Here is a 24,360-nt window from a genome sequence, read left to right on the forward strand (position 1 = left end):
GGTAGAAACTTTTTGCAGCGATCGTATTTTATTATTTTTTAACCGCAGATGCACGCAGATTAACGCGGATGAAGGCAGAGGTAGATACGAGTTCTGAGCTTAGCTCGATCCCCCTTTTTTATCTCTCCTTGAGATACCGCTGCAACTCGGCTGTGCGTTGTTTGGTCATTCGCTCCAAACATTCGTTTAGAAAACCTTGATAACCCGTACCGCCGCGATTTTGATACACTTCAAATTCGCAGGTTTTATCTCGCACTTTAATCCATCCTAATTGTGCTTCGGAAAGTAGCGATCGCTCTTCCTTACTCAAGTTAGAAATCAGTTGTTTGTAAATCTCATTCAGCCGCTTGTCTTCCGCTTCATATCTAAACCGAATACAGGTTCTGACTTCTACATCTCCTTGCGGGCGATCGCAATTAATCTGTTGAGCAATGACAGAGCGCCCAGATTGTGCAAAAACTGATGTTGTACCGAAAATTGCCAAAAGCGCGTGAAGCGAAGCTATCCCGTAGGGAATCGACCAAAAGAGCGATCGACCTTTCTTCAAACCTATTTTCATTATCCGTAAACCCCATCTATCTGATGAATTCTCTTAACACAAGACAAAATTGATTTGATTGGTTTAAGTATTTTTTTATATTTCCTGAATTAGATAGCCTTGTTTATCAGATTCCCAAAGTGTGCTTGAGTGCTGCATCTACTGCCACCATATCCGACAAAACACCAATTTTGCGATCGATTTCATTTTCTAGAAGCGTCACAAGATTGTCTGTCATAATTACCGAGTCAGCTAGCAATCCCGTTTGTTCCCCGGACGGTGTTGCTAGGGAAACAAAAACCCGGCTTGGGTGTCCCGATCGGGCTAAATTGCTAGTAATCATTGCCACAATTGTTTGCCGTAAACCAGTACCCAGATTATTAGCTTGAACTATCAAAGCTGGACGGCGTTTCGCAGTACGCAAGTCTGCGTTGGGGAACAAAACCAGCACTACATCACCTCGATTATAAGGCATCGTAAGCATCCATTTCTGGTCGTTCCCAATCTGGAGCAAATCTGCTCAACCGAAACCGTAAATCTGCTGCTTGCTCTCGATCGATACCGCGAGATTGCAAGTTTACTAACCCTGATTTTGGCATAAAAGTAACAATAACTTGCGCTTCTTCTATGTCGGCAGGTGTTTCCAATAACTCAATTTTGCCATTTCGATATATACCCTCTACTGACTGTAACATTTTACTCCTCTGATAATTAGCTATTGACATTTTAGCTGCGATCGCCAAACCCAGCAAGTCTCCGTACTTTTTTGTGAATATTAGCACTTCTCAAATGCCGCGCCAACTAAGGATAAAGCCACAATCGGCGCAGTCACCGCCCTCAGAATTCTACTACCCAAAGAAACAGGTTCAAAACCAAATTCGATCGCCCTTTTCACCTCACCCTCCGTCCACCCGCCCTCCGGCCCAACAGCAATCACAATCGCTAATTCTTCTCCATCTTCCTCCCCCCTTATTAAGGGTGGCTGGGGGGGATCGAAACCAGTCGCCCCATCTTGCTCCCCCCTTATTAAGGGTGGCTGGGGGGGATCGAAACCAGCTATCAAACAATCCCACAAATGCCGATTATCCCCGCGAGCAACACAAATATATCGATATTTTTGACAGCAATCTTTCACAGCCAAATCAAACGAAATCGGCTCAAAAATAGTCGGCACAAATTGACGTTCCGACTGTTCCGCCGCCTCCGCAGCAATCCTTCTCCACCGATCGACCTTTTGAGGGCTCGGTTTCAGCAAAGTGCGATCGCTCGTCACCGGAACAATACTTGCCACACCCAGCTCCGCCGCCTGTCTCACAACCTCGTCAAACCCGTTTCCCTTGGGCAATGCCGCCATCAAAGTCACCTCGACACCAAGCTCCCTGTTAACAGTAATTTCGTCTGTTATTGACGCAATCAACCCTGTTTCCTGGGCTTCTAGAACTGCTAACCACCAATGTCCTCGGCCGTCCATCGCAATAAATCGATCGCTATTATTCAACCGCAACACTCGATGTAAATAATGCTGTTGTTCGAGGGTTAAGTCGATTTTGCGATCGTAAATTTGAGCCGGATTTACTGCTAATCTTTGTAATTGAGGCATTGAATTTTAGATTGCTCGTTTTATATTAGATTTTTTTTATTTAACCGCAGAGAACGCAGAGAACGCTGAGGAAGAGAGGAAGAGAAGAGATATAGCCTTTCTCAGAAAGATGAGGTACGACTGGGCATAGGGCATAGGGCATAGGGCATAGGGCATAGGGCATAGGGCATACCTCACTTTTTTGAGAACCGCTATAGGTTTTTTGTTTGTAAGTTTAAAGGCAAAGCATTTACAACCAGATTTATGTTAAAAATCCAGTTTTTTTCTGCAAATGCTCTGCCCTTATGTTATTTTTGCGTGAGGTCTATTTGATGCGAGCAAAAATCAAAAATTGAAAATCGGCTTATGCTTCCTCCTTAATCTTCTTCAAATAAGTGGAAATCGCCTCTGTAGCTAGCTGCGTGATTGGCTTGCCCTGACGGGCTGCTTCTTCTTTGAGCTCATTGTAAATTTCATCGCGGACGCTAATTCGGCGGCGGACTTTGCCACCAGCAGCGACTGTCTCGTTTCCGTCATCGTTACTAGACGTAACTTCTAATTCATTAATCTCAGTTGTCATCGAGGAAGTAGATTGGTAGTTGGTTACAAATTGACGGATAGATTCTAACCCGACGCGATCGCAAAAATTGCCAAAACTCTCACTCTGTTGCCGTTTTTGCTTAAAATAAACAAAAATCGGCTCCAGAAAAGCTTCAAAATCATTGACGTGCAGCTTTTCCTCAATTGGTTTTGCCAGCCGCGTTTGATTGGGAGAACCCCCCAGCCAAATCTGGTAAGATTCAGGCGAACTCCCGACAAACCCCAATTCTGCCATATAAGGGCGGGCGCATCCATTGGGACAACCGGTCATCCGCACCACAAAATGTTCGTCTTTTAAGCCAACTTTGGTCAAAAGCGCCCGAATCCGCTCTAAGATGCTGGGAATCACGCGCTCTGACTCGGTAATCGCCAGCCCGCAAGTCGGCATTGCCGGACAAGCCATAGCATACCGCACTAAGGGATCGATCGCAGTTTCACCCTGAATGCCGCAGCGCGAGAGAATGCCCTGAATGTCCTGTTTGATTTCCGGCGAAATTTCGTAAATCAACACGTTTTGGTGCGGTGTCACCAGCATCGGCAAGTTGTATTTCTGCACGATTTCCCGCAAAGCTGTTTTTAGCTGGAACGAACCTTCATCTTTAATCCGGCCGTTTTCTACAGAAATGCCGACGAACAGTTTGCCGTCTCCTTGTTCGTGCCACCCCAAGAAATCGAAATACTTCCATTCTGGCAAGGGTTTAAACGCTGCTAGCGGCTTGCCAAAATACTCGGCCACTTTGTCTTTAAACCACTGTACGCCTTTGTCGTTAATCAGGTACTTTAAGCGGGCGTGCCGCCTGTCTGTGCGATCGCCGTAATCTCTTTGAGTTGCTACAATTGCCTTGACCAAATCGTAAACATCATCCTTGCCCACATAGCAAATCTCATCAGCAACCCGCGCAAAAGTCTCTTCCTTATTGTGAGTGCGACCCAAACCGCCGCCGGCAAACACGTCAAAACCTTGCAACTCCCCAGCTTCATTGGTAAATACCACCAAGCTCAAATCTTGAGAGTACAAATCAACCGAATTGTCTCCCGGCACTGTCACGGAACATTTGAACTTCCGCGGCATATAATGAGCGCCGTAAATTGGTTCTTCCTTGTCATCGTGAAATGTTGTACCGTTGCCGTTTGACTGTCTCGCCGCTTTCACAGCGGGATCTTCCTCGGCCGAAACCGCCTTTTCCCCATCCAGCCAAATTTCGTAATAAGCCCCCGTTTGCGGTGTCAGCAAATCGGCGACACGATCGGCGTATTGCAGCGCATACTGGTATTCTGGGCGATTTTTGTACGGTGCTGGCGGTGCCATGACGTTGCGGTTCAAGTCGCCGCAAGCTCCCAAGGTTGACCCCATATTTTTAATAATTGAGGAAAACACTGCTTTAAGATTTTTTTTCAACACGCCGTGAATTTGGAAGCCTTGGCGCGTCGTGACGCGCAGCGTGTGGTTGCCGTATTCTTCGGATAGCTTGTCTAAGGCCAGGTATAGCTGCGGCGGAACGAACCCGCCGGGATTGCGGGTGCGCAGCATGAACTGATAGTCTTTTTCTTGTCCTTTAACTCGATTGTCGCGGTTGTCTTGCTGGTACGATCCGTGAAATTTGAGAATCTGAATCCCTTCTTCGGTGAAGTGGGTGGTTTCTTGTAAAAGTTCAGTCGCAACGGGTTCTCGCAAATAGTTGCTCCGTTCTTTGAGACCTTCTGCTTTAGACGGCTTGCGCGCTGCGGGCGCTGAAGTGGAAGATTTAATCATGGGAATGTGTAGTGTCCGTTATAATTAGATCGGGATCGGTCGAATATTTCTTGAGTTGACAAATTTGCACTTGACAAATTTCCTCAGAAGTGCTTGATCGGCTCGGTTAACAACTAAGTTAATAACGGTAATCCGATAGGAATTCTGACGGTGTTTAATTGTAACACGATCGCTCAGGGGCCTTGCAGCTCTAAATAAGACTTTATAGTTCGATCGCTCAACTGCACAAAACTTTAGAAATAATTAACCTCAACATCTGAAACTATGTCACTGTATGACGAAGACACATTTGTAGTGTTAGAAACAAACCAGCCGGAGCAGTTCGTAACGGCGGCAGAACTATTAGAAAAGCTGAAAGCAGTCTTAGCTTCTGGACAGGAAGATTTGCCGCGGGATGTGCAAAAATTCTCTTCTGTGGAAGGTCAAGCCAAGTATTTAATTGATACTTATTGTGAATTAGATGTCGGGGCCGGAAAGTTTTTGCAGTGGTATGCAGTGCGTTTGGAAAAGTAATTTTGGGCATCGGGCATCGGGCATCGGGCATTGGGAATTGGGCATCGGGCATTGGTTATTAGAACCAACCAGTAACAAATAACAACCAACAGGTAACAAATAGCAAATAGCAAATAACAACCAACAAATAACTTATGCCCTATGCCCGATGCCCCATTCCCCATGCCCGATTCCCAATTCCCCATCCCTCCGCTTCGCTTCGCCCAATTCCCAATTCCCAATGGTTAATCTTCCAACTGTTGTACCGATGACACTTCAACTGCGGTAACATCGATCGTACCGGGCGGTGTCAAGCGACTAAAATGACCTTCCTCTATTTTCAGAGGTTCGCCGCAGTTGGCACATTGAAACTGAGTTTGATTTAAAGCTGTAAATTCGTATTGACAAACTGGACAATTGTCCTCAATTAAATTGCGTTTCAGCCACCACTGAAGCGCGAAAAATGCGACCACAGGCGTCAGCAGCAAAAAAGCTACTACAATCAACAATGATTTAACTATCCAACCCAAACCTATTGACACCAACAAACACGCGATGCCCAACAGTATCAGCCAATTGCTAATACGGGGTAGCTTTAAAGAGATTTTGGGGGTGCCTTGGTTCACGGTTGTCTCCTTTGGTGTCTTTGCAGGTAGGCATAACTCTATCCTACTCAGAAATTCAGGCGGTCGATCGAGTTAATCTTCCCATTGTACACCCAGAAACCGCTCTCTACTGCATAAGTTTATCTGAGTCAGAGAGTTGAAAAATTCCTTGTAAGGATTGACAAAGGGATTCAAAACTAAATCTTGCCAGGGTTTGTTCCCTCAAGAAGTCGCGATCGCACCTTTTATCCTCTCCTCGCAGCATTTCGATACAAGCAACCGCTACTGCTGCCGAATCTCGGTGAGGAACTCGCCATCCCAGTTTACCATCTTGCAGCGGATCTGCCGACCCGTCCGCGTCCCCCGCGAGCACGGGTATTCCGCAAGCCAGCGCTTCTAAATAAACTATGCCAAATCCTTCCTGGGAAGGCATCACGCAAGCATCCGCAAGCCGATAATGTGCTGCTAAATTTTCTGTAGGTACAAAACCCGCAAATATTACTCTTTCAGCAACTCCCAAATCATCAGCGAGTTTGGCTAATCTAGAGCGATCGTCTCCTCTGCCAATAACTAAGTATTTCACATTGGGAAACGTTTTTGCGATTTGTGGCAAAGCTTGAATTGTGACATCGACGCCTTTGTAAATATCAGTCGATCGCAATCTTGCCACTGTTATCAATATTTTAGCATTAATTAGATTATATTGTTTTAATAAATGTTGCGATTTTGGGCCGATCGTAAATATATTCCCATCTACCGTACAAGGCACTATTTGGAATTTTTCGGGATTTAAGTTGTTAATTTGGCAAGTGCGATCGCGCGTGTACCTGCTAATCGTCCAAATCCTGTCCGCTTGTCTCATTGCTGTTTGATATTTCGGAGCCAGCGGTTCCCACACTTCCTTGCCGTAAGTTAAAATTGTATAGGGAATTCCCAGCGGCCGGCACAAAGTTTGAATAAGCGGTGCGAGGTTGATGTGACCGCAAAAAACTCGCTGCGGTCGTTTTTGCACCAAGCAAGTTAGCAACATTGTAGCAAACTTAAGACGACCAAACCAAGGACGATCGGTTTTGAGGTAATAAAATTTAATATTTTTTGACTCGTAAGGATTGTTGCAGTCTGGAGAATCTCGCAACAGCAAAACTTGAGCTGGCGGCGGCGAGTTTGTGCCTGCGGTTATTGACACGTAAGTTTTCAGAATGTCTCGAACGTAGGATTGAATGCCGCCTTCGCTGGCAAATATTTCTAAGAAGCAGAATAGGTAATTTGTCGATCGCATCTCAGATTTACGCATTCACAGCGCGGACAATTATTGCTGTAAAGTGACTTTGCAAAAAAATGGCAATTACAGTTTACTATAATCGACCCTAACGGAATCTAAACTTAATGAATTTTTACAATATCCTGCACCGAGCAAACTTTAAGAATTATTGAGTTGGCGGAATCAGACCAGAATGCGGGTTAGTATTATCGGTGTCGATCGAGGCTCTCGCATCTTTAGTTTTTGGTAAAAGTATTGTCTATCCAAAGATAGATATCGAGCAGGTTTTAAACTGTTATCATCAGCAAACATAGAGAGTTAAATTCAATATGACTCGGCCAGGTTTTAAAAACAATTTCTGAAAAATTTTGTCGAAAATATTCTCCTAAAATTTTCTCACACACTGATAAAATTAATGCTAATAAAGCATTTAAAAAATTCAAGCCTCGTTGATTTTTTTTGCAGGGAGGACAGAGACTGGATATTCCTATCTTTTCTGTTCGCAAAAGCAGTCTAACGAGCCGAGCAAGAAAGTTTTACGAGCAGACAAGAAACAAGGTTTTGTACAATCATGTACGAGGAAAAGCCTGTCACCTAAAACATTAGGTATTCGAGCTTAAACCTGACAAAAGCTAATCTTAGGTTGGCAACGTCATATTTACGAGCGACTCTCTCCAAACGAGAATTCATTGGAGTTTGAGGTGAAACGAGTAACGATCGCACTCAGTCTTTTTAGTCTACTCAGCAGCACTCTGGCAAGTTGCACCGCAGCTTCCCAGAACGCTCAAAACAGCATACAACCAAGCAGCTCCGAACTTTCATCAGTTGCTGTAGCAGTCCGCGACCTAGGTAATCCATTCTTTGTACAAGTTGGCAAGGGCGCTGAGGCCGAAGCCAAGAAAATCGGCGGTGCAAACGTGAGGACAACTCTCGTTTCCAGCGGCGACGATTTAAATCAGCAATTCAATCAAATCGAAAACTTTATTGCCTCTAAGGTCAGCATGATTGTACTCAATGCTGCGGACACAAAAGGCATTGCACCCGCTGTCGAAAAAGCCAAGCAAGCCGGAATTCCGATAATTGCAGTTGATACCGCCGCCGAGGGAGGCGTTGATGCCACAGTTACTTCAAATAACGTGCAAGCTGGCGAAGTAAGCTGTCAATATATAGCCGATCGCTTGAAAGGAAAAGGCAGCGTTGTGATTATCAACGGGCCTCCCGTCGCTTCAGTAGTCGAGCGAGTTCAGGGATGCCAGAAAGTCTTCTCCAAATATCCCGATCTCAAGGTTCTTTCCAAAGATCAGAACGCAGAAGGCAGCCGCGATGGCGGATTGAGAGTGATGAGTGATGTCCTTACTTCCTTCCCAAAAATTGATGCTGTTTTTGCAATTAATGACCCCTGTGCCATTGGTGCAGAATTAGCAGCCAAACAAGCACAAAGAAGCGAATTCTTTATTGTGGGAGTCGATGGCGCACCTGAAGCTTTAGATGCCCTCAAGCAGAACAACAGTCTCTTTGTGGCTACAGCAGCTCAAGATCCATTTCGCATGGCAGCCAAGGCAGTTGAAGTCGGGAACGACATTCGGAAAGGAAACAAGCCAGCCAATCCAAACATTCTGATTCCAGTCGCGCTGATTACTCGCGAAAACGTCAATCAACATAAAGGCTGGACAAGCGAGTGACCATAGATGTCAACTTAGCGTGAAAACCTTTGTATCTCTCGTTTATAGTCAAGTCTAGATCCTTCTAAATCCCCCTTAAGAAGGGGGACTTTGATCGGAATCCTGTTCCCCCCTCTCTCGTTTATAGTCAAGTCTAGATCCCCCTAAATCCCCCTTAAGAAGGGGGACTTTGATCGGAATCTTGTCCCCCCCTTCTTAAGGGGGGCTAGGGGGGATATAAGTTTAATAGTCAAGCAGATTTCCTTAAGGTATTTACGATGGTAAATAGCACTCAAGCTTCAATAAAAACTAAGCCCGTACTCGAAATGCAAGGTATTAAAAAAACCTTTCACGGTTTTATAGCCTTGCACGATGTAAATATCACCGTTTACCCGGGTGAAGTTCACGCCCTCATGGGGGAAAACGGTGCGGGCAAAAGTACGCTGATGAAAATTCTGGCGGGAGCCTACATAGCCGATGCAGGCGAAATCAGAATTGACGGTCAAGCTGTTAAGATGACAGACCCCGCTCAAGCCAGAGATTTAGGGATAGCGATTATTTATCAAGAACTAAATCTCGCCCCCAATCTGACAGTTGCTGAAAACATTTTTATGGGCAGCGAGCTGAAGAAAGGAGGTACATTTTTAGACCAAGATGAAATGCGGCGCAAGGCATCTGAGGTCTTGAAAAACCTCGATGCAAATTTTGAGGCTGGAGACCTGGTTTCGACACTTTCAATTGCCGAACAGCAGCAAGTGGAAATAGCTAGGGCGCTCAAACACAATAGCCGAATTTTAGTGATGGACGAGCCGACGGCCGCGCTTTCAGACCGCGAAACAGATAAGCTTTTTGAAGTGGTTCGCCGCTTGCGGAATGAGGGCATTGCTATTATTTATATCAGCCACAGAATGGCAGAAATTTATGCCCTTGCCGATCGCGTGAGCGTCATCCGAGATGGCGGGTATATTGGCTCTCTTGAAAAGCACGAAATTTCTGCCGATCGCCTGGTGGAAATGATGGTGGGTCGTTCTTTACAGGATTTGTACGAACACAAGCATCAAATAACACCGGGTGCTGTTGTTCTTGAGGTAACAAATTTAAGCGACGGCCGCAAAGTAAAGCCGGCCACTTTTCAACTTCATGCGGGCGAAATTCTGGGTTTAGCGGGTTTAGTTGGCGCCGGCAGAACAGAACTTGCCCGCCTAATTTTTGGTGCCGATCGAAAGACAAGCGGTGAAATTAAACTCGAAAATCGTCCTCTCAATGTCTCGACACCCGATGAAGCAATGGCCGCCGGAATTGCTTACGTGCCAGAAGATCGCAAGGCTCTAGGACTATTTTTGGAGGCAAGTTCTGGTGAAAATATCACCATGAATGTCCTCGATCGAGAAGCAAAAGCTGGCATTATCAACTCAAAATTTCTGTTGAAAATTGTCAATGATGCTATTAATAATTTGCAGATTCGCCTTGCAAGTCCGAGCATCAGGGCAATGGATTTGTCTGGGGGAAATCAGCAGAAGTTGCTGCTAGCGCGTTGGTTGGCTATCAACCCAAAGGTACTTTTGCTAGATGAACCGACGCGGGGTGTGGACATTGGCGCCAAAAGCGAAATTTATCGAATTATTAGCGATTTGGCAGCCAAGGGTGTAGGTATTTTGATGATTTCCAGCGAACTGCCGGAAATTGTGGGAATGAGCGATCGCGTCTTAGTGATGCGATCGGGAAGCCTCGTCGGTGAAGTAGGCGGATCGACTGGGGAAAAGATTACGCAAGAAAACATTATGGCTTATGCCACTGGTGCAAAAGAGGTAGTAAAATCATGAGTCAAACGCAAACAAAAACCAGCAGAAGTTCAGGGAGCGATCGGCAGAAAGCGAGCAAAGTCGTAGCTTGGAAAAATTTCATCCAAGTTGCCGGTATCCTGCCGATTTTGGTGGCCATCTGTGTAATTTTTTCCCTGGTAACGCCCAACTTTCTTTCCGTAGGAAATTTTATCAATGTCATTCGGCAAGCATCGATCAATATTGTCCTTGCTACTGGCATGACTTTTGTGATTTTGACTGGCGGAATAGACCTTTCAGTCGGGTCAATTTTGGGCGTGACGGCAGTTGTCGGGGTGCTGGTTTCCTTAGTTCCAGGTCTGGGTTGGTTTGCCGTACCGGCTGCGTTAATAGCCGGAGTCTTTTTGGGATTGCTTAACGGCTCGCTAGTTGCCTATTTAGGTTTGCCTCCATTCATCGTCACCCTCGGTTCTTACACAGCTTTGCGGGGAGTTGCTTATTTAGTCGCTAACGGCACTACAGTTATCAATAGAAATCTGAATTTCGCTTGGATAGGTAACAATTATGTCGGCCCAATTCCCTGGTTAGTTATTATCGCTTTGCTAGCAGTTTTAGCGAGTTGGTTTGTTTTGCGGCGGACTGTTCTGGGGAGGCATATTTACGCCGTGGGAGGCAACATTCGGGCAGCACGATTGACAGGTATTAAGGTGAGTCGCGTGCTGTTATTTGTCTATGGCGTCAGTGGCTTGCTTTCTGGTTTAGGTGGAATTATGAGCGCGTCGCGCCTCTACAGTGCGACGGGGATGTTGGGGCAAGGCTACGAATTAGATGCGATCGCTGCTGTAATTTTGGGAGGAACCAGTTTTACAGGTGGAATTGGTACTATTTGGGGTACTTTGCTGGGGGCTTTAATTATTGCCCTGCTCAACAATGGACTAACTCTCATGAACGTGTCTTTCTTCTGGCAGTTAGTTGTGAAAGGTCTGGTGATAATTATCGCAGTGACGATCGACAAAGTTCGTACCGGTTCAAGCGCAGCGTAGGGGAAGCCAACCCCCCCTGCCCCCCAAAGGGGGAAAAGGAAGAAGGAAGTTCCGTAAAGGATTCTGTAACGAATTTAACGGATGTAACTGAGATATTGCACCTTTCTCAATTACTTGTTTAGGAACGGGCAAGATGCCCGTTCCACAAAGAGTGAATTTTCTTGTGGAACGGGCATCTTGCCCGTTCTTGAGAATGATGCAAGATCGGTTTTTATGCGGAGCTTTGTCCTATGCACATCCAGCATTTTCCTCACCTGATTACTGCTTTTATACTGGGAACACCGGGTGTATTTCTGCTAACATCATCCCCAAGTTTTGCGGCCCCAATTGATAGATTAGTTGCTCCTGAACCGTTAAATCCCTTGACAGAAAAACCCTTCGCGCAGGTGAATTCTGTCTCTCAACTCTCGGATGTAAAACCCACTGACTGGGCGTTTCAGGCGCTGCAATCTCTAGTAGAACGCTACGGCTGCATTGCCGGTTATCCCGACGGAACTTACAGAGGAAACCGGGCGCTGACGCGGTACGAATTTGCCGCAGGATTGAATAGCTGTCTCGATCGAGTCAGCGAACTAATTGCCACAGGAACAACCAACCAGATTACTGGGGAAGATTTAGCGATCGTCCAAAAGCTGCAAGCAGAATTTGCCACTGAATTATCGGTGTTGCGTGGTCGAGTCGATACTCTCGATGCACGCACAGCCGAACTAGAAGCCAATCAGTTCTCGACTACGACGAAACTGAATGCGGAAATTATCGTGGTGGTAACAGATACCTCCGGTAACAGTGTTGGGGATTCGCGCGATCGCACCAACACTATTGTTGCCAACCGGGGGCGATTAAATTTGGAAACCAGCTTCACCGGTCGCGATATGCTGAGAACCCGTTTGGAATTCGGCAACTTGGGCAGGATTGCCGACAAGACGGGTACAAATATGACGGCCTTGAACTTTGATGGCAATGTCGATAACACAATCACCGTCCCTCACATATTGTATGTCACCCCCCTGACCTCTAATCTCTCGCTGACCGTCGGCCCGACAGGTGTTGGGTATCCCGATATTACGGATTTGCTAACTCCTCCAACGATCGCCAGCGATAGTGATGGAATTCCCTCGAAGTTCGGACAATACAGTCCCCTCTACCGCCGGGGAGGTGGCGGTGGCGCTGTCAACTGGACTGTCGCCAAAAACCTCACCCTGACTGTGGGCTATATAGCAGCAGATCCCAATCTCTCGCAGCAAAGTAACGGTTTATTCAACGGTTCCTACAATGCTCTGCTTCAGCTTGCCTACCGGGGCGATCGCGGAGCAATTGGCGTAGCCTATTCTCGTACCTTTGCACCAAGCGGTAAAGCCGACCTCACAGGCGGTACGGGCAGTTTTCTGGCTGCGCGACCGTTTGGGGACAATATTGCTACATCCAGCGATTCTGTAGCCGTACAAGGATTCTACCGCCTTGCTCCCCGCTTTCAAGTTCACGGTTGGGGCGTTTATACTCGCGCCAATGCAGAAAATTCTGGTGTTAGCAGCGTTTCTGATGGTAGAGGCGGCGTGGTTTTGTTAAATGTTGACGGCGACGATCGCGCTGATATTGTGTATGGAGCGATCGGGATCAGTTTCCCAGATGTGGGAGGTGAAGGCAACTTACCGGGGATTTTGGTGGGTTTGCCAGGTCGCGTGACCAGCAGTAACGTGCGGCGCGATCGAGATACTTCCTATCACATTGAAGCGTTCTATCGCTTTCAGGTCAACGACAACATTTCGATCACCCCTGGTGTTTGGGCCGTGGTTAATCCTGAGAATGACAGCCGCAACGACACTCAATGGGTTTGGTTGGTTCGCACTGGCTTTAACTTTTAACCGAAAAGATATTTTAGGACTTACTTACCTAGTCCGGGACGCAAAAACCCGGTTTCTTAACGTAATTGCCGGATTTGAGACGACAATCGCGAGAAACCGGGTTTTTTAGACTGATAGTGCGTCCAGGACTTAAATTCCATGCCAAAAAAAAACCCGGCCATTGCTGGCTGGGGTAGAAAATTATCAGGGTGCATCTACTAATATTTGCAAGTATAGCAGACATTTGTGGGGTGTCACCCTTCATGGGTGATACCCAACGGGTATTTTAGATCAGAATAAGTTATGATTGAATGCGCCAATCATTGACAAAGCTTCTGTATCATCTCGTTTTGTCCCAGCCGATCTAAAATTTAAGATTTAGAATAAATCTGTGCTAGACCTCAAATTAATCCGAGAAAACCCGCAAGCCGTGCAAGAAAGCCTCAACCTGCGCGGAGGCAACTATGAAATCGAGCCGATCGTGCAGTTAGACAAACAGCAGCGGGAGTTGGAAGGGAAGCGATCGCAACTGCAAGCCCGCAGCAACGAAATTGCCAAACTCATCGGGCAAAAAAGAAAATCGGGTTTACCCCTCGAATCTCCCGAAATTCAGACTTTGCAAGCAGAAGGCAACCAAGTCGGCACCGAGTCGAACGAACTGCAAGCACAGGAAAAAGACCTAAAAGCTCAAATAGAAGCTCTATTATTGCCGCTGCCGAACTTGCCCGACAAGTCAACGCCGATCGGCAAAAATGAAGATGAAAACGTCGAAATCCGGCGCTGGGGAGACGAATACATTCCCCAAAATTCCGGTATTTTACCGCACTGGGAAATCGGCGAAAAATTAGGGATTATCAACTTTGAACGGGCAGTAAAAATCGCTCAGCCCCGCTTTGTGTGCTTAATTGGAGCTGGTGCAGCCTTGGAAAGAGCGATTATTCAATTCATGCTCGATCGGCACACAAAAGCAGGTTATATAGAAGTAATTCCTCCATTTTTAGTCAACACCGAATCTCTCACAGCCACTGGTCAACTGCCCAAATTTGCCGAAGAAAGTTTTAAGTGCGACCAAGACGATTTGTGGCTAATTCCTACTTCCGAGGTTCCGGTTGTCAATTTGTACAGAGGTGAAATTTTGACAGCAGAACAGTTGCCAATTTATCACTGTTCTTACACTCCTTGCTTTCGCCGAGAAGCCGGCAGTTACGGCAAAGATACGAGGGGATTAATTCGACTGCACCAATTTAATAAAGTTGAATTGGTAAAACTTGTGCATCCGAGTACCTCCGAGGCAGAGCACGAAAAGTTAGTGCAGGATGCTGAGGGAGTTTTGCAGGCGCTGAAATTGCCTTATCGGGCGATCGCACTGTGTACCGGCGATTTAGGTTTCGCGGCGGCAAAAACCTACGATTTAGAGGTGTGGCTGCCATCTGCGGGCAAATACCGCGAGATTTCCAGTTGTTCCAACGTCGCAGATTTTCAGGCGCGGCGGGCGAATATTCGCTTTAAAGAAACGGGGAAAAAAGGCACTCAATTCGTGCACGCGCTGAACGGTTCCGGTTTAGCTGTGGGCCGCACAATGGCGGCAATTTTGGAGAATTATCAGCAGCCAGACGGAACTGTAAAAGTGCCGGAAGCCTTACAACCCTATTTGGGACGCGAAGTTTTATAAGTCACTCGGCGATTGAAATCGCCGAGTAATATTAATTCCCGTTGCATCGGAATTAATATTACCCGAAATCAGGACACGGCAGTGCCGTGTCCCTACAATTTATCACCGTAGGGATACGGCACTGCCGTATCCTCGCTTATCATTCCGGCGCAGCCGGAATTGATACTATATTACAAATTTCTTACAGTTTCCTTGATATCCAGTGCCAAAAATCTATCCAATGCTAGATACATCCAGTAAACAGATAATTGAGCGTCACTGCTAGTCTTATGAAATCCCAAAGCCAGGGCCTGTTTTTCGTACAGGGGGTGAATCATCAGCGTGTACAAGTCGCAAAGATTCGGAAAATCTGTTTGCATTTGAGCTAAAACTTTTTGTGTGTCTTCGAGAAAAGCAATTCGGTATTCTTCCAAATACTGCGGATCGATCATCCAACTGCGGACAAATACTGACTGGCAATTTGGATCTCCTGGTAGCGCCATATTGAAAGGATCGATATCGGAAATAGAACTTAAATGAAGGCTTTTGCTAGGAGCGTTAAAAAAATTTACTTCAGATTCGGTAGCGGTGGGATAAAGTAAGTAAAACCCCACTGGATTGAGATTATCGCAGCGGCGCAAAACTCGCATTCCCTTTGAGTATTGACTAGCCAAAAGCCGCAGGATTTTCACAATTTTGTAGGGGACGGCGTTAGTGCTGCGGTTCATCCAGTTGTAATTAGTTGCTAATAAATTTGCCACAGGAATCGCATCGCACCGAGGGTTAAAATTATCTAATTGAAGTTGTACAGGCTTTTGAGGTTCGGCGATATTTAAAATTTCTGGAACGGGTTGAATTTCAATTTCAGTAGTGTTACCGTCAAAGTGTTTTTTAATTAATCCGAGGGCTGCTAATTTATCTAACATCATTCCGGCGGCACGATCGCTCCCCCGATCGGAATCGCAGTAAAATAGTTCTGCGGCTTCCCGGTGGGTACACTGAACTTCTGTTTGTAGCAATTCCAGTTTCGCCAGCGGCGGTTTGATTCGGGGCTGGCTTTCCTGAAGGTGTTTCACTGATAAGTAAACCCAAAGCCTGACAAAGCATTCAGCCCTAGTGCGAGTTACGCCGACTCGTTTCATCAACAGCGAAACAGCGGTGCGGCGTTGAGATTGAGAATACCAAGCATTTAGTTGTGCAAAATCCATTGTAGTTGCCAAGCAGTGAAGGAACTCTACTTACATATTGGCTCAATTTCCGAAAAAACTTCACCCTGCTTCAGGTTACTTGTGCTCGCTGTTGCTCGATTTCTGTGATTTCGAGAAGCTTTACAAGATAGCTGGTTTCTCCTTGCAAGTTCACTGCTTCACAAAGCAAGATCGGTTTTATACCATTTCTTATCGGATTTTTAGAGGTTTACGCCATGTACAGCGCTTATATCAATCGGATTGGAAAATTTTTGCCGGGAGAACCAATTAATAACGATGAGATGGAAGAATATCTGGGAAAAATTGCCTCGCGCCCTTCGAGAGTCAGACAGCGCATTCTCAACAGCAACGGGATTCAACAGCGCTATTACGCGATCGACAAACAGCAGCAAACACTATATTCTAACAGCCAAATGGCAGCGTTTGCCGTCCGCGACGCGATCGCTCAAGCAAATTTGGAACCGGGGGCGATCGACTTACTGGCCTGCGCTACGACTTTACCAGACTTATTAGTACCGGGATTTGCCAGCACAGTACACGGGGAACTTTCCGAATTATCTCCCCTAGAAATAGTGTCAGCTCAAGGAGTTTGCTGTGCCGGAGTTACTGCCTTAAATTACGCCGCATCTCAACTCGAACTCGGCAAAAAACAAACAGCAATTGCCGTCGCTTCCGAATTTCCCTCACGCTTGTTCAAAAGCACCAAATTTGAAGCACAAACTTCCGTGCAAGCGGGAAAATCCCTGCCTTTCGATACAGAATTTTTGCGCTGGATGCTATCAGACGGTGCCGGAGCATTTTTGCTGCAAAACCATCCCAACGCGACAGGAATTAGTTTAAAGATAGAATGGATTGAGCTAATTTCCCACGCCAACGCCTATCCTGTTTGTATGTATTCAGGATTAGCAAACGAAACATCAACCAAAAGCTGGCTGGATTATTCCTCCTACCTCGATGCAGCCACAGCGGGAGCTTTTGACTTGCGGCAAAATATTCGCTTGCTGGACAATGTAATGAAATTAGGCGTTGAAGGTTGGCTGCGGTTGATAAAAGCAGGGCGAGTTTTTCCGCAGGAAATCGACTGGCTGCTGTGCCACTATTCGTCTCACTTTTTCCGGGGACAAATTGTAGAACTTCTGGAACAAGCAGGCTGCATGATTCCTGAAGAAAAATGGTTTACAAACTTGTACAGTCGCGGAAATACAGGTTGTGCCTCGATTTATTTAATGTTAGAGGAATTGTTCAACTCTGACAAGTTGCAGCCCGGACATAAAATCTTTTGCTTTGTGCCGGAAAGCGGGCGATTTACAACCGCTTACATCATGTTAACTGCTGTCGAAAATACCAATAAATCAATGATTTCTCAAAGTTATAACTCCCTTGAAATTCCCGAAGCGTCTTCCCTCGCCAACGTTAAACCGGAAATCCACAACTCTCCGCAAGCTTATTTGCTGCGGGAGTTAGCATGGATTTGGCTGAAGTTCGATCGCGAAATTCGTTCCGTTCCCATTGTCCGCAAATTGTACCGGGGAGAGTTTACAATAGAAGACTATCAAGCTTTACTTTGCAATCTGCGCCCGCAAGTTGTCGAGGGAGCTCGCTGGATTGCTCGCGCTGCTTCTAACATGAGTGATTTTCGACTGCGATCGACTTTTATCGGCCACGCCCAAGACGAACACCGCGACTATCAAATGCTAGAACAAAATTATGTTGCTGTGGGCGGTGAATTGTCACAAATTGTGGAATATGATAAGAATATTGGCAGCGAAGCACTGTCAGCTTTTATCTTCCACCAAGCATCGCGGGAAAATCCGGTTGATTTAATTGGCAGTATGTTTATCATCGAAGGATTGGGCAATCGGTTGGCAGGAAAATGGGCAAAACAAATTCAAGAAACTCTCGGTTTGCAAGATGAACAAGTATCGTTTTTAGCTTATCACGGAGCTAACGACGAGTCGCACCTCGGCAAACTGGAAAATTTGATTAATGCTGAATGGATGACAGATGATATAGCCCGCCGCATTGTCAAAACCGCTCGCGTCACTGCTCGTTTATATTTGCTGCAATTGGAGGAAATGCGCTAATGCAAAAGCTGCAAAAACAAGATACCGAAAATCTCCCAGATGAGCGAAAAATCCCTTACGCTACAAAACCCTACAACCGCCGAGATCCGAATGTTTGGGACGTGCTGTTTTGCGATCGGTCGATTCCCGTCGATTTAGCGGCAAAAGCCTACATGATGCGGGATTTGCAAAGCTGGACTCGCAATTATTTGCTCATCCCGATCAAAGTAATTGCTAACGTATTGCTGGCGGTAATTATGACAACAAAGCGCTTATTGCCCTTTCAATTTCGCGCTTACACTTTAATGCACAAATCGGCTGCATTTTTCCTCAATAACTTTGTCTCGCCAGAAGCTTGTTATTTAATTGTGCGACACATTTGCGCCGGCTCCAACATTATCAACTTCTTGATTGACAACGGCCCCGACACCCAGATTGAAAAGTCAAAGCTTTATCCGCGCACAGTTAGCGATTTAGCTGACAATGCGTTTCTCGAACATGACTTAATTCTCTATAACTTTGTCTGGGATTACAACCAGGCAATGCTGACAAATCCTAACTGGTTGCAGGTCGTCAAAAAACGGGGAATTAATTATGATAGCATTCAACCAGTAGAAGTTGCAATAGATTTTGAAAAACGCAGATGGCTAAAAATTCTGGATTTGGAATCGGCGATCGAATTGTTTAAAGTATTTTATTCTCTGTGTTTGACTAGCGACGAATTTGCGCGAGCAGTGATGTCGCTTCAGTTAGATGAAAACTTCGGAGTTTACGTCAGCGAGATTACTGGAAATTGCGACTGGAATCATGTAATTGTCAACCGCCATCCGCTAGCGCCAAACAGTCCGTTTAATGCGGCACGCGACTTGTTTTTGCACGGGATAATTTCGGAATATCTCTATCGGTATTTGGAACTGCAAAAAGAGATGAACTAAACTCCGATTAAATAACCATAAATACCGTAGGGGTGGGTTTTACTAAAAATATTTAATAACCGCAAACAATCTACCTAAACCCGCCCCATACAACTAATAATCTACATCAACCATTTCTGGGAATAAAAAAAATGTAGATTCCAATTGACCGTTGATCGGGGCGGGTTTACGAGATTGTTTGTTTTAGGCATTGATGGTTGGTAAAACCCGCCCTTACGCAATCAGAAATTATAGTTTATTTTTCAGGTAAAGTTAAGAGGAGAACTCAAGCTGCTGCTAGCTGTGCTTGTTCTGCTGCTTTGGGCAAATTCTGATTCACAACAATCCATTTACCTGTAATCGGGTCGCGGTAAGTAATAAACGGATTGGATTTTAAAGGTTCACTGCAAGGTTTAGCGGCCATTTGTACACACTCCCAATAAATGGTATTGAATAACTACTACAACACCATACTTTTAATAATCGGCTGTTTTGCATAAAATCCGCGTGATTTATAGCTCAACAATAGGTGATATTTTAGGTATGGTTTGGTGACAGCGAGCAGCGGCCTAATGTGATTGAAAACTGCGTTTGCAGTGAGCAGTATCACCAAAAAGCATCCGTAAAAAAAATCTGCCTTTTGGCTTTTACCTTCTACCTTCAAGAGAGCGACTATTTTAGTGTAGATATGATATTATTAAGTAAGGTAAAGACGTTTATCAGAGATCCCCTCACAAACTTATGGTGCTATTTGGATTTGGCAAAAAGTCGAGCCTGCCCTCTTCCCAAGAGGCATTACCCGGACGGGCAGAGTCGATGTCGGTACCGGCAACTCACTTTGTTAACGGCAATCCGCTCAAACCTCCCTTTCCAAACGGCATGGAGACTGCCTTGTTTGGCCTGGGCTGTTTTTGGGGAGCAGAACGGAAATTTTGGCAGCAAAATGGAGTTTTTTCGACGGCTGTTGGCTACGCAGCCGGGATTACTCCAAATCCTACTTACGACGAAGTTTGCAGCGGGATGACGGGACACAATGAAGTAGTTCTGGTTGTGTTCGATCCGAAAGTAATTAGTTACGAAACGCTGCTAAAAGTTTTTTGGGAAAGTCACAATCCTACTCAAGGAATGCGTCAGGGCAATGATTCTGGTACTCAGTACCGATCGGGCATTTACACGTATTCAGCTACCCAAATGCAGCAAGCTGAAGCTTCGCGCGATGCTTACCAGCAAGCTTTGACCCCGGCCGGTTACGGCAAGATTACCACTGAGATTATTGAGGCTCCTGAGTTTTATTACGCAGAAAGCTATCACCAGCAGTATCTTGCTAAAAACCCGAACGGTTATTGCGGTTTGGGGGGTACTAAGGTTTGTTTGCCTGCTATGTCTCAGGCTTAAAACTTGAGCCAGCTTATGGATAGGGACACAACAATGTTCATTGGTGTCAACTTAAGTCTGAAAACCTTTGTATCTCTCGTTTATAGCCGAGTCTCGATCCCCCTAAATCCCCCTTAAGAAGGGGGACTTTGAGCATTTCCGGTTCCCCCCTTCTTAAGGGGGCTAGGGGGGATCGAGATTTAAAGTCAAACAGCGGTCTGTGACTGGGTTTGAAGTTAAGTTGATACTAATGAATAATGTTGTGTCCCTACAAAATGGATGAGGACACAACATTGTTGTGTCCCTACACAAGAGGGCTTCTAGGCAGCCACAAAAAGCTGAATATGTTAGTAGTTTAAAACAGGTATTAAATGTTGAGTGCTGTTGTAATTATCAATCTACTAATATCTCTGGTTTGCTTTTATATCGCTGCGAAGGTGTGGAAAATCAGGCGGACGATCGCACGTTTGGAAATTCGGATCGCACTAATCGAACGCTGTAGCAGCAATGTCCTCAGTATGTCGCCGGATTTCCTTGGTAACAGGCAGCAAGGTGCCCGCCAACTGCGACGGCGCTATCAACAACTGGAATTGCAACTGCAACAGGTTCAGCAACTTTTGGGATTGCTGGGTTTGGGACGGATGCTTTGGCCCAGGCGCGATCGACCTTTGAGGTAAGCTATCCTAAAACTGCCGCCCGTGCTGACTCCGTAGGATTTTCAACAATATTTCTACCTTTGTAAAGGGCTGCGATCGGGCAAACGCCCCTAAAATTGGTGTATGGAGAGAAGTTATAAAAATGTCAACTAAACGTTCAGGATTATTTATTGGCGGTTTGCTTGTGGGTTCTGCGATCGGGGCCGTGACTGGGTTGCTGATGGCGCCGCGAACGGGCAAGGAGACGCGGCAGATATTGAAAAAATCGGCCGATGCTTTGCCGGAGTTGGCGGAAGATTTATCGACTAGCGTGCAGTTGCAGGCCGATCGACTTTCTGAAACTGCAATCAGAAATTGGGACGAAACTTTGATTAGACTCAAAGAGGCGATCGCGGCAGGTTTGGAAGCGACTCAGCGGGAACGCCAAATACTGTCGGAAACTGAAGCTCAAGTGAGTCCCCCGTCGCGCCCTCCCATCCGCTAAATGGCATGAAATTCTCAACCCCCAATCCCAGATTCAAGTGAGCGATCCTATATTTTGGCTAGGACTTTCGATTTTGCTAGTGGCAGTTAGCCTGACTGCTGTTTTAGTGACTTTAATACCTGCAGTGCAAGCGCTGGCCCGGGCTGCCCGCAGCGTGGAAAAGCTCGCTGACACGCTTTCTCGCGAATTTCCGCCCACTTTGGAGGCGATTCGGTTGACGGGGCTGGAAATTAGCGAGTTGACGGATGATGTCAGCGATGGGGTGCAAAGTGCGGGGGAGGTTGTCAAACAGGTCGATCGAAGTATTGGTAGCGCTAAAAAGCAGGCGCAAAACGTGCAGGTAACAACTCGCAGCGTGGTGACTGGGATTAAGGCTGCTTGGAAAACTTTAACTCGGAAGCCGCCGATTTCTGGGACAAATCGCCGATCGACAGAGAGATTGTCGCCGAGTCAAAGAAGTGCGATTTCGCTGAGGGATTCGGGTTTGGAGGATAGGTATTCTGGGGCTTACGGTGCGGGTGCGAGTAATGGGGAATCGCCCCGGTTGAGGGGTAGCGAGGGTTCGGGTTTGCCGGGGGATGCGGAAGAGTTTGAGGAAGTGCGATCGAACGATTCTTGATTGCACCAATTCCTCATCATCCCTCCACAGCACACCCATCCCACCAGCAAGGATTCTTATCAATAAAATCCATCAAAGCATCATACTTAGGCGAACCCTTTTGTTCCACATACTCCAAAGCCCCCCAACTTCCCCACTTACTAAATGAACTCACATCCACAAAGTGCATGAAAAGACTGCCTCCAGCTTGTTTCCAACTATTCAGTAATTGCGTGTATATCTCATACATTTCTGGCCGCCTATTTAATTCCATAAAAAACTTGGTCAGTTTTTCATTATTCTCAACTCCTTCAATACCTACAATATGTTGACCGCCCTCGTAAACAAATAACTTGAGACCTTTTTTTTGAGCCACATCTAAGAAATACCTAAAGTCATTATCCACATCGGGCAAACTATCTTTGAAGCCAGGGAGCAACCCGCCCTCTTTTAATTGCTTAAAAGCTTTGCCAAACCCGCCATCGGCGTCATTCAACCAAGACTCTACTGTGCTGACACTTTCTTTACCGCCCAAGTTGCCACTAAAATATCCAGCTATAGCATAGGAATCAATGCCGTGTTGATAACAAGGTTTATTGCCCTCAGCTACCCAATAGGGACAATCTAAAGCATAATTTCCTAACTCTCTCCAGGCTCTTTGAGTTCCCAACACGCAGACAACTCGATTCTTTTGATCCTCAAAAACACCTTTCCAGATATCGCACATTTGAGCAGTACGCATTCCGTACCATTGCATAAAAGCATCGCCTTTATCTCCCCACTTCGCTTTACCTTGTTCCAAAGCATAATGCGATTGTGGAAATGACCAATTCCAAACCTCATTAGAATACTCTACATAAACTTTCAGCTTGGGATCTACACTATCTTTTACCCTTTTAGCAAAGTTAGTCATATATTCATCAGTAGCCTGATGCGGCATATTAAACCAGGGTTCTGCTTGGACTTTATTAGCTAAATTCACCATAACTTCTATGGGAACACTTCCTCTATAAGCATAGGATACGCTCTCTGGTTTAGGTCGGTTTGACCAGTCTTTTTGTTGCGAACCATTTGTTCCCATCCAGTCCATAAAACGCAAAACTTTAAACTTTTTAATCTTGTCTATAAACAGCGGATTAAATATTTCACCGCTTTGATAAAGCTGTTCATCTTGGGAGCGAACAACTTTAATATTGCGAATATAGTTCCCTGTTTTCTTTGGATCGGTAGCAGTAATTGTAATCATTATGCCTCCGCCTTGTGTGGCATCCACATTAATGATATCCCTCCCGGGTTTCGACGCAGCCTCATCTTTTTTGGAATCAAATTTATATTCGATCGCACCTTCACCCTCATAAGTAACAATATACTGCCCTGAAGGATAGCGATTGGGGATTTCCCTAAGTAATAGCGTACTTACCCTAGTATATTTAGGAGCCTCTTCGGGAGATGGGAGAGACTTCACCCACCCATTTTCATCAAGGTTTAAAAGATTATACTCCTCTGTATCCCATTCACCTTTACAGTTTGGTTGTCCGCTAACGCATTGAGTTATCCATTGTCTAGAAGATTTGAAAGCATCTAAAAAGGGTAATTGTGTTGACGAGTCAGCAATACCATTAAGCCCAACTCCTAAAGAAGAGCGAGAATTTGATGTATTTTGTACATCTGCACGCACAGCTACTTTGTTATCTGCTGGCCGTGCTACTGTGGGAGCAATATTAGTTGTTAAAGCCCAACATCCGGGAATGAAAATGACAAAAATTAATAAACCCAGCACAAAGCCCAGAGCTTTTTTGTTCGATCGGATACTTAATCGAGACATAAATTTGGCTAATTTGATTTTTTTAGGTAAAATCCGAGCGGTAAGACAGTTTTAATTTTGATATCTTATCAAAAAGTTCCTTCTAAAACTATCAGCTATAAGATTATTAACATTTTTGCCTCTCAGTGGAGGGGCGATCGCCCTTTCTGTTCCCAAGTGCGATCGCCCTTATCTAACTTCTATTCTCCTCAAATCACTAAGCAACCGCAAGTTCATATTGCAGAACTAAAATTTCATCGGCTTTCAACATAGCCATAGCATATTCAATCCCTTGACTATCAGCAAACTCCACTAAATACTGACATTCCTTTCCCGTATCATACACTTCAATAATAGTTCCCACAAGTCCAACTGGCAGGGAGCGTGTCACTTTTGCGATGAGTATAAATACTCAGAAATACTAGGGCAGAGGTTTTGAGCTATTGTTGGGCAA

23 protein-coding genes are annotated in these 24,360 nt (G+C 45.6%); 12 read left to right on the forward strand and 11 right to left on the reverse strand.

What is annotated here, in order from left to right; genetic code table 11:
- Nucleotides 1-118 precede the first annotated feature (118 nt).
- The 5 genes from QUA02_RS24820 to sir all read right to left on the reverse strand — a co-directional run bounded on the left by QUA02_RS24820 (nucleotide 119) and on the right by sir (nucleotide 4,470).
- The gene (locus QUA02_RS24820; RefSeq protein WP_333031700.1) at nucleotides 119-559 is read right to left on the reverse strand and encodes a lysozyme inhibitor LprI family protein; all 441 of its coding nucleotides are present in this window, start codon (nucleotides 557-559) and stop codon (nucleotides 119-121) included.
- 106 nt (nucleotides 560-665) lie between these two features.
- Entirely contained in the window at nucleotides 666-1,013 is a 348-nt protein-coding gene (locus QUA02_RS24825; protein WP_333031701.1) for a type II toxin-antitoxin system PemK/MazF family toxin, read from the reverse strand.
- Complete coding sequence (locus tag QUA02_RS24830; RefSeq protein ID WP_333031702.1) at nucleotides 1,003-1,320, reverse strand: hypothetical protein; 318 nt, start codon at nucleotides 1,318-1,320, stop codon at nucleotides 1,003-1,005. Before QUA02_RS24830 ends, QUA02_RS24825 begins: the two co-directional genes overlap by 11 nt.
- Nucleotides 1,314-2,138 (reverse strand): RsmE family RNA methyltransferase, encoded by an 825-nt coding sequence (locus QUA02_RS24835; protein WP_333031703.1) that lies wholly within the window; start codon nucleotides 2,136-2,138, stop codon nucleotides 1,314-1,316. The genes QUA02_RS24830 and QUA02_RS24835 overlap by 7 nt, the downstream gene beginning before the upstream one ends.
- A 343-nt stretch (nucleotides 2,139-2,481) precedes the next feature.
- Nucleotides 2,482-4,470, reverse strand: a complete 1,989-nt coding sequence (gene sir, locus QUA02_RS24840) for a sulfite reductase, ferredoxin dependent (RefSeq protein WP_333031704.1) — start codon at nucleotides 4,468-4,470, stop codon at nucleotides 2,482-2,484.
- Nucleotides 4,471-4,734: 264 nt separating this feature from the next.
- Here sir and QUA02_RS24845 point away from each other — a divergent pair, with 264 nt between their 5' ends.
- A complete protein-coding gene (locus tag QUA02_RS24845) occupies nucleotides 4,735-4,983 on the forward strand; it encodes a CRR7 family NDH-1 assembly protein (RefSeq protein ID WP_333031705.1) in 249 nt (82 codons plus the stop codon).
- 224 nt (nucleotides 4,984-5,207) lie between these two features.
- Here the strand turns inward: QUA02_RS24845 and QUA02_RS24850 are convergent, their stop codons facing one another.
- Together QUA02_RS24850 and QUA02_RS24855 are read right to left on the reverse strand one after the other, a co-directional pair.
- A complete protein-coding gene (locus tag QUA02_RS24850) occupies nucleotides 5,208-5,588 on the reverse strand; it encodes a hypothetical protein (RefSeq protein ID WP_333031706.1) in 381 nt (126 codons plus the stop codon).
- A gap of 106 nt (nucleotides 5,589-5,694) precedes the next feature.
- Nucleotides 5,695-6,861, reverse strand: a complete 1,167-nt coding sequence (locus QUA02_RS24855; RefSeq protein WP_333031707.1) for a glycosyltransferase family 4 protein — start codon at nucleotides 6,859-6,861, stop codon at nucleotides 5,695-5,697.
- A gap of 668 nt (nucleotides 6,862-7,529) precedes the next feature.
- Here QUA02_RS24855 and QUA02_RS24860 point away from each other — a divergent pair.
- The 5 genes from QUA02_RS24860 to serS all read left to right on the forward strand — a co-directional run bounded on the left by QUA02_RS24860 (nucleotide 7,530) and on the right by serS (nucleotide 14,826).
- Nucleotides 7,530-8,510 (forward strand): ABC transporter substrate-binding protein, encoded by a 981-nt coding sequence (locus tag QUA02_RS24860; RefSeq protein ID WP_333031708.1) that lies wholly within the window; start codon nucleotides 7,530-7,532, stop codon nucleotides 8,508-8,510.
- A gap of 257 nt (nucleotides 8,511-8,767) precedes the next feature.
- Nucleotides 8,768-10,312, forward strand: a complete 1,545-nt coding sequence (locus tag QUA02_RS24865; protein ID WP_333031709.1) for a sugar ABC transporter ATP-binding protein — start codon at nucleotides 8,768-8,770, stop codon at nucleotides 10,310-10,312.
- Nucleotides 10,309-11,313, forward strand: a complete 1,005-nt coding sequence (locus tag QUA02_RS24870; RefSeq protein ID WP_333031710.1) for an ABC transporter permease subunit — start codon at nucleotides 10,309-10,311, stop codon at nucleotides 11,311-11,313. Before QUA02_RS24865 ends, QUA02_RS24870 begins: the two co-directional genes overlap by 4 nt.
- A 230-nt stretch (nucleotides 11,314-11,543) precedes the next feature.
- Entirely contained in the window at nucleotides 11,544-13,175 is a 1,632-nt protein-coding gene (locus tag QUA02_RS24875; RefSeq protein ID WP_333031711.1) for an iron uptake porin, read from the forward strand.
- A gap of 370 nt (nucleotides 13,176-13,545) precedes the next feature.
- Complete coding sequence (gene serS / locus QUA02_RS24880) at nucleotides 13,546-14,826, forward strand: serine--tRNA ligase (RefSeq protein ID WP_333031712.1); 1,281 nt, start codon at nucleotides 13,546-13,548, stop codon at nucleotides 14,824-14,826.
- A gap of 170 nt (nucleotides 14,827-14,996) precedes the next feature.
- Here the strand turns inward: serS and QUA02_RS24885 are convergent, their stop codons facing one another.
- Nucleotides 14,997-16,013 carry a hypothetical protein gene (locus QUA02_RS24885; RefSeq protein ID WP_333031713.1) on the reverse strand — a complete coding sequence of 339 codons (1,017 nt, stop codon included), beginning with the start codon at nucleotides 16,011-16,013 and terminating at the stop codon, nucleotides 14,997-14,999.
- Nucleotides 16,014-16,228: 215 nt separating this feature from the next.
- Between QUA02_RS24885 and QUA02_RS24890 the strand changes: the two genes are divergently transcribed.
- Together QUA02_RS24890 and QUA02_RS24895 are read left to right on the forward strand one after the other, a co-directional pair.
- Nucleotides 16,229-18,097, forward strand: coding sequence for a 3-oxoacyl-[acyl-carrier-protein] synthase III C-terminal domain-containing protein (locus tag QUA02_RS24890; RefSeq protein ID WP_333031714.1), 1,869 nt, complete (start codon nucleotides 16,229-16,231; stop codon nucleotides 18,095-18,097).
- Nucleotides 18,097-19,011, forward strand: a complete 915-nt coding sequence (locus tag QUA02_RS24895; RefSeq protein WP_333031715.1) for a DUF6999 family protein — start codon at nucleotides 18,097-18,099, stop codon at nucleotides 19,009-19,011. Before QUA02_RS24890 ends, QUA02_RS24895 begins: the two co-directional genes overlap by 1 nt.
- 265 nt (nucleotides 19,012-19,276) lie before the next feature.
- Here QUA02_RS24895 and QUA02_RS24900 read toward each other — a convergent pair whose 3' ends face one another.
- Nucleotides 19,277-19,414, reverse strand: coding sequence for a hypothetical protein (locus QUA02_RS24900; protein ID WP_333031716.1), 138 nt, complete (start codon nucleotides 19,412-19,414; stop codon nucleotides 19,277-19,279).
- A 317-nt stretch (nucleotides 19,415-19,731) separates the two neighbouring features.
- Here QUA02_RS24900 and msrA point away from each other — a divergent pair, with 317 nt between their 5' ends.
- The 4 genes from msrA to QUA02_RS24920 all read left to right on the forward strand — a co-directional run bounded on the left by msrA (nucleotide 19,732) and on the right by QUA02_RS24920 (nucleotide 22,123).
- The gene (gene msrA, locus QUA02_RS24905; protein ID WP_333031717.1) at nucleotides 19,732-20,385 is read left to right on the forward strand and encodes a peptide-methionine (S)-S-oxide reductase MsrA; all 654 of its coding nucleotides are present in this window, start codon (nucleotides 19,732-19,734) and stop codon (nucleotides 20,383-20,385) included.
- Nucleotides 20,386-20,735: 350 nt separating this feature from the next.
- The gene (locus QUA02_RS24910) at nucleotides 20,736-21,041 is read left to right on the forward strand and encodes a hypothetical protein (protein WP_333031718.1); all 306 of its coding nucleotides are present in this window, start codon (nucleotides 20,736-20,738) and stop codon (nucleotides 21,039-21,041) included.
- A 121-nt stretch (nucleotides 21,042-21,162) separates the two neighbouring features.
- Entirely contained in the window at nucleotides 21,163-21,504 is a 342-nt protein-coding gene (locus tag QUA02_RS24915) for a YtxH domain-containing protein (RefSeq protein WP_333031719.1), read from the forward strand.
- Nucleotides 21,505-21,541: 37 nt separating this feature from the next.
- Nucleotides 21,542-22,123 (forward strand): DUF948 domain-containing protein, encoded by a 582-nt coding sequence (locus tag QUA02_RS24920; RefSeq protein WP_333031720.1) that lies wholly within the window; start codon nucleotides 21,542-21,544, stop codon nucleotides 22,121-22,123.
- 16 nt (nucleotides 22,124-22,139) lie between these two features.
- Here QUA02_RS24920 and QUA02_RS24925 read toward each other — a convergent pair whose 3' ends face one another.
- Nucleotides 22,140-23,882: a cellulose-binding protein gene (locus QUA02_RS24925; RefSeq protein WP_445305204.1), complete on the reverse strand. Its 1,743-nt coding sequence runs from the start codon at nucleotides 23,880-23,882 to the stop codon at nucleotides 22,140-22,142.
- A gap of 241 nt (nucleotides 23,883-24,123) precedes the next feature.
- Entirely contained in the window at nucleotides 24,124-24,312 is a 189-nt protein-coding gene (locus QUA02_RS24930) for a DUF4926 domain-containing protein (RefSeq protein ID WP_445305205.1), read from the reverse strand.
- Between the last annotated feature and the right edge of the window lie 48 nt (nucleotides 24,313-24,360).

Source organism: Microcoleus pseudofavosus SVA1_A4 (assembly GCF_036700565.1).
Taxonomy (GTDB): domain Bacteria; phylum Cyanobacteriota; class Cyanobacteriia; order Cyanobacteriales; family Microcoleaceae; genus Microcoleus.

Excerpts from the sequence above, each read along its gene's own strand:
- QUA02_RS24820 (WP_333031700.1), bottom strand. The coding sequence starts at position 559 with ATGAAAATAGGTTTGAAGAAAGGTCGATCGCTCTTTTGGTCGATTCCC.
- QUA02_RS24825 (WP_333031701.1), bottom strand. The coding sequence starts at position 1,013 with ATGCCTTATAATCGAGGTGATGTAGTGCTGGTTTTGTTCCCCAACGCA.
- QUA02_RS24835 (WP_333031703.1), bottom strand. The coding sequence starts at position 2,138 with ATGCCTCAATTACAAAGATTAGCAGTAAATCCGGCTCAAATTTACGAT.
- sir (WP_333031704.1), bottom strand. The coding sequence starts at position 4,470 with ATGATTAAATCTTCCACTTCAGCGCCCGCAGCGCGCAAGCCGTCTAAA.
- QUA02_RS24845 (WP_333031705.1), top strand. The coding sequence starts at position 4,735 with ATGTCACTGTATGACGAAGACACATTTGTAGTGTTAGAAACAAACCAG.
- QUA02_RS24855 (WP_333031707.1), bottom strand. The coding sequence starts at position 6,861 with ATGCGTAAATCTGAGATGCGATCGACAAATTACCTATTCTGCTTCTTA.
- QUA02_RS24865 (WP_333031709.1), top strand. The coding sequence starts at position 8,768 with ATGGTAAATAGCACTCAAGCTTCAATAAAAACTAAGCCCGTACTCGAA.
- QUA02_RS24870 (WP_333031710.1), top strand. The coding sequence starts at position 10,309 with ATGAGTCAAACGCAAACAAAAACCAGCAGAAGTTCAGGGAGCGATCGG.
- QUA02_RS24875 (WP_333031711.1), top strand. The coding sequence starts at position 11,544 with ATGCACATCCAGCATTTTCCTCACCTGATTACTGCTTTTATACTGGGA.
- QUA02_RS24885 (WP_333031713.1), bottom strand. The coding sequence starts at position 16,013 with ATGGATTTTGCACAACTAAATGCTTGGTATTCTCAATCTCAACGCCGC.
- QUA02_RS24890 (WP_333031714.1), top strand. The coding sequence starts at position 16,229 with ATGTACAGCGCTTATATCAATCGGATTGGAAAATTTTTGCCGGGAGAA.
- QUA02_RS24895 (WP_333031715.1), top strand. The coding sequence starts at position 18,097 with ATGCAAAAGCTGCAAAAACAAGATACCGAAAATCTCCCAGATGAGCGA.
- QUA02_RS24900 (WP_333031716.1), bottom strand. The coding sequence starts at position 19,414 with ATGGCCGCTAAACCTTGCAGTGAACCTTTAAAATCCAATCCGTTTATT.
- msrA (WP_333031717.1), top strand. The coding sequence starts at position 19,732 with ATGGTGCTATTTGGATTTGGCAAAAAGTCGAGCCTGCCCTCTTCCCAA.
- QUA02_RS24910 (WP_333031718.1), top strand. The coding sequence starts at position 20,736 with ATGTTGAGTGCTGTTGTAATTATCAATCTACTAATATCTCTGGTTTGC.
- QUA02_RS24915 (WP_333031719.1), top strand. The coding sequence starts at position 21,163 with ATGTCAACTAAACGTTCAGGATTATTTATTGGCGGTTTGCTTGTGGGT.